2 protein-coding genes are annotated in these 4,878 nt (G+C 69.4%); both read right to left on the bottom strand.

Annotated elements, in window-relative coordinates; translation table 11 throughout:
* Positions 1-196: 196 nt before the first annotated feature.
* Positions 197-1,153: a DegV family protein gene (locus tag EJC77_RS19375; RefSeq protein WP_125616669.1), complete on the bottom strand. Its 957-nt coding sequence runs from the start codon at positions 1,151-1,153 to the stop codon at positions 197-199.
* A gap of 17 nt (positions 1,154-1,170) precedes the next feature.
* On the bottom strand, positions 1,171-3,663 hold the full coding sequence (gene leuS / locus EJC77_RS19370) for a leucine--tRNA ligase (protein WP_276309094.1): 2,493 nt from the start codon (positions 3,661-3,663) through the stop codon (positions 1,171-1,173).
* Between the last annotated feature and the right edge of the window lie 1,215 nt (positions 3,664-4,878).

Here is a 4,878-nt window from a genome sequence, read left to right as displayed (position 1 = left end):
GGCTCCGCCTTCTTGCCCCCACCGACACGCCGAAACCCCGACGTCTTGACACCAGCCCGCCCAGCCTAACTACACGGCATTGACGCTAGCGCCGTCCCGACCCGCACTCCACCAAACCTCGAAAGGCTGTGTGTTCGCCCGGTGCTGCGACACCCTGTGGAGGACCGCCCCCGACCAACGCCGGCCGCCGTCGTCGTTACGGGAGGGACGCGGTGCCCGTCTCGGCCGGCCCGGCCACGGGCGCGTCGGCCACGATGATGGCCAGCACGCCCAGGCCGGCGTGCGCGGCGAGCACGGCCGGCAACGACGTCAGCACGACATCGCGGATCCCCGGGCACCCGTCCCGCAGATTGCGCCCAATGTCCGTGGCCTGCCCGGCGTCGCCGAAATGGTGGATTGCAACGTGCACGGGCTTGCCGTCGCGGGCGGCGATATCCGCGCGGGCCAGCTCCTGAAGCCGGGCGATGGCCTTCCCGCTCGTGCGGACCTTTTCCAGCGGCACGACCTGGCCGTCACGAATCCCCAGCAACGGCTTGATGGCCAGCACCGTGCCGAGCCAGGACGAGGCGGCCCCGACCCGCCCACCCCGGCGCAACTGGTCGAGACTGGGCACATAAAAGTACACGGAGGCGGTGGCGGAGGCGTCCGCCGCCGCCTGCGCCACGGCGTCCATGCCGCCGCCGATGGCCGCGGCCGCGGCGGCGGCCTGCACGGCGAAGCCCTCGGCCATGCCGACCGTCTCGGTGTCAATCACGATGACCGGCACGGCGCTGTCCACACTGGCCAGCCGGGCCGCATCGACCGTGCCGGACAACTTGCCAGACAGATGGATGGAGACGATTGCCTCGAATCCGGCGGCGGCAGCGGCCGCGAAGGCCTGGGAAAACTGGCCGGGCGCCGGCCGGGAGGTGCTGACGGGTTCCCCGGCGGCCAGGGCCATGGAGATGGCCGCCGGCAGGCCGGCGTCACCCTCGGAGTAGGTGCGCGCCCCGATGGTGACGGGCATCGGCACTACGGTGACGACACCGCCGTCGTGCTCTTCCACCCACCGCGCGGGCAGCGCGGCGGCCGAGTCGGTGACGACGGCGACGCGCGGCCCGGCGGGGCGGGGTCGTTCCCGCCACCCCCGCCACCAAGGCTGTTGTGCACGCATGGCCGCGATCGGTCTGGCTAGGCCGGGACGATATTGACCAGTTTGGGCGCCCTGACGATGACCTTGCGGATGCCGCGGCCGTCGAGCGTGCGTTTCACGTTCTCCGAGGCCAGGGCCAGCGCCTCCAGGTCGGCGTCGGAGATGTCCGGGGCCACCTCGAGCCGGTCGCGGACCTTGCCCTGGATCTGCACGACGGCGGTGACCGACGCCTCGACCAGCAGCGACGCGTCGACGGCCGGGAAGCCCGCATTCACCACGGACGCCGGGTGGCCCAGCTGGTTCCACATGTCTTCGGCCGTGTAGGGGGCGAACAGGCTCAGCACGACGGCGACGGCCTCGACGGCCTCGCGGACGGCGGGGTCGGCGGCGCCGGCACCGGTGTCGATGACCTTGCGGGTGGCGTTGACGAGCTCCATCAGGCGGGCGACGACGACGTTGAACTTGTGCCCGTCGATGAGCGCCTTCGTGTCGTGGACCATGCGGTGTGTGGCCGAGCGCAGCGCCGCGTCCCCGGTGGACGGATCCGTGCCGGGGGCGGACGCGACGTCCTGGCCCAGGCGCCAGGCGCGCGCCAGGAACTTGGCGGAGCCGGACGGGGACACGTCGGCCCAGTCGATGTCGTCCTCCGGCGGGCCGGCGAAGATCATGGTCAGGCGGACGGCGTCGACACCGTACTTGTCCAGCTGTTCGCCCAGGTCCACGCCGTTGCCCAGCGACTTGCTCATGGCCTTGCCGCCGTTGAGCACCTGGCCCTGGTTCAGCAGCCGACTGAACGGCTCGGTGGCCTCGACCAGGCCCATGTCGTGGATGACCTTGGTGAAGAACCGGGCGTAGAGCAGGTGCAAGATGGCGTGCTCGACGCCGCCGACGTACTGGCCCACCGGCATCCAGTCGTTGATCGTCGCCGGGTCGAACGGGCCCTCGGTGTAGTCAGGGGAGGCGAAGCGCATGAAGTACCAGGACGAGTCCACGAACGTGTCCATGGTGTCGGTGTCTCGCCGGGCCGCGCCACCGCAGGCGGGGCAGGGGACGTTGACCCAGTCGGTGGCCGCAGCCAGGGGTGAGGTGCCCTTCGGGGACAGCGCCTCGCCGCGCAGGTTGTCCGGCAGGCGCACGGGCAGCTGGTCGTCGGGCACGGGAACCTCGCCGCACGACTCGCAGTGGACGATCGGGATCGGGGTTCCCCAGAAACGCTGGCGGGACAGCAGCCAGTCGCGCAGGCGGAAGTTCACGAACTTCTCCCCCGTGCCCAGCTCCTCCAGGATCTTGATGGCCGCCGGGATGCCCTCGGCCTTGGACAGGCCATCCAGGTTGCCGGAGTTGATCAGCGTGCCCTCCCCCGCTGTGGCCACGCCGGACACGGCCGGATCCTCCGCACCGGTGTCCAGGACCGCCCGCACGGGCAGGTCGAAGGCGCGGGCGAAGTCGAGGTCGCGCTGGTCGTGGGCGGGCACGGCCATGATGGCACCCGTGCCGTAGTCGGCCAGCACGTAATCGGCCGCCCAGACCGGCAGCAACTCGTTCGTGAGCGGGTTGACGGCGTAGCGGCCGGTGAACACGCCGGTCTTCTCACGCTCGGTGGACTGCCGGTCGATGTCGCTGAGCTTCTTGACCTGCTCACGGTAGTCGGACAACGCCTCGGCGTGCTCGGGCGTCACCAGTTCCAATGCCAGCGGCGCGTCGGCGGCGACGACGAAGAACGTCGCCCCGTACAGCGTGTCGGGCCGGGTGGTGAACACCGTCAGCTGCTGCTCGGCCTTCTCGCCGGCGGCCTCGATGACGAAGTTGACGTGGGCGCCCTCGGAGCGGCCGATCCAGTTGCGCTGCATGGCCAGCACCCGCTCGGGCCAGTGGCCCTTGAGCTGGTCCATGTCCTCGAGCAGGCGGTCTGCGTAGTCGGTGATCTTGAAGTACCACTGGTTGAGGGACTTCTTCGTCACGATGGTCCCGCAGCGCTCGCAGGCGCCGTTGACGACCTGTTCGTTGGCGAGCACGGTCTGGTCCTTGGGGCACCAGTTGACGGGAGAGTTCTTCCGGTAGGCCAGGCCGCGGTCGTGGAAGCGCTTGAACAGCCACTGCGTCCAGCGGTAGTACTCCGGGTCGGAGGTGTGCAGCCGGCGCGACCAGTCCACGGAGATGGCGTAACGCTTAAACGACTCGGCCTGAGTGTCGATGTTCGTGTAGGTCCACTCGCTCGGGTGGGCATTGTGCTTGATGGCGGCGTTCTCGGCCGGCAGGCCGAATGAGTCCCAGCCGATCGGGTGCAGCACGTCGTAGCCGAGCTGGCGCCAGTATCGCGCCACGACATCGCCCATGGCGAACGCCTCGGCGTGGCCCATGTGCAGGTCGCCGGACGGGTACGGGAACATGTCAAGGACGTAGCGGCGTTCCCGGGAACCGTCGTCAAGCGGCGTGAAAACCTTCAGTTCGTCCCAGATGGCCGGCCACTTGGCCTCCATCGCGGCGAAACTGTAGACGCCCTCTTCACTGGTCTCTGCCTGCACGCTCACGTACCCTGCCTCTTCACTGTTCCATGGCTTCCTGCACTGCCGACTTCCTTACATGCAAAAGCCCCTCGCCTGACGCAAGGGGCCCACCGCACAGCCGTGCCCTCCCGGGGCCGATCGAGCTGCGCGGCTAACCAAGCAAAAGAAAGCGTTGCATACCTTTACTTTAGCGCACGGGCGAAATCCCCCCGGCTGGCGACACCGTGGCCGAAACGTGGACGACGGCGTGGGCGGGCGTGGGTGCTCCTCCCTCGCGGTGCCGCTGGGCTGGGCGAAGGCTACTTGTCCTGGCGCGTGGGGTGATGCGCGGCGGCTGCGGGAGCGCGGTGTCCCGTGTTTGTGCGTACGCCTCGTCAATCCCCCAGGCAATACGGGCGATGCCCACCACAGGCCCGTGCTATCTGGCAACTTGAGGATGCAGTTCAAGCGTCCGGTCCCCGCCATTGGTGAGGACTCAACTTTGATGTTCGACGGCGTCGACCGGCTTGGGTGGCATTGGTCGCGGTCGGCAACGGATTCGGCGCTCGTTTCGGCCCGACGCGCCGGGAGAATGGCCCGATTAGGCCGCATGCTCGTTCAACCGGGCGCTACTTCCGTCGATTTTGCTTCATCACGGTCAAGATTCGATGCTCGTTGACCCGGGTCGGGAACCCTCACGTTGATTCTCCGCCGGAGGCCGAGTCCGGGTGGTTGAGCTGGGCCCCTGTGATCGAGCTTGTCGGGACGCCAGTGGTCGAGCCTGTCGAGACCGCGGCCGCCGGCGGGTTTGTCGGTGGGGTGTTCTAGCGTGGGGGTATGGGTATTCCGGGTGGCTCCGGGGGACGGGGTCGAGGATTGGACGCCGGCGCATCGGTGGGTGTGGCGGCGGCCGTGGCCGCCCTTGCCCTGCCGCAGGTTGAACGCTTTGATCCGGTGGTCGAGCATCGGGNNGAGCGTTTTGACGCCGCGGTGCGCTTCGAGACGGCCCTGGTGGAGTCGGATCGGTGGCGGGCGCAGGTCGCCGGGATGTCGGCGGTCTCGGAGGTCGCCGCCTGCGTGTCGATCCCGGACCGCACCGCCGGGACCCTGCTGGCCCAGGCCTGCGCCCTGGTCCGGGACCACCCCGCCACCGGGGCCGCGCTGCGGGCCGGGGCGTTCTCCTGGCGGCACGCGGTGGTGATCCTGGACGAGCTGGCCACGTTGGAGCAGCTCGGCACGGTCCCGGCGGCGGAGCTGGAG

The sequence above is a fragment of the Specibacter cremeus genome (assembly GCF_003946885.1).
In the GTDB taxonomy this organism is placed as follows: domain Bacteria; phylum Actinomycetota; class Actinomycetes; order Actinomycetales; family Micrococcaceae; genus Specibacter; species Specibacter cremeus.
Note: the sequence above shows the minus strand (reverse complement) of the source record. Positions and strands in the feature narration are given on the sequence as shown.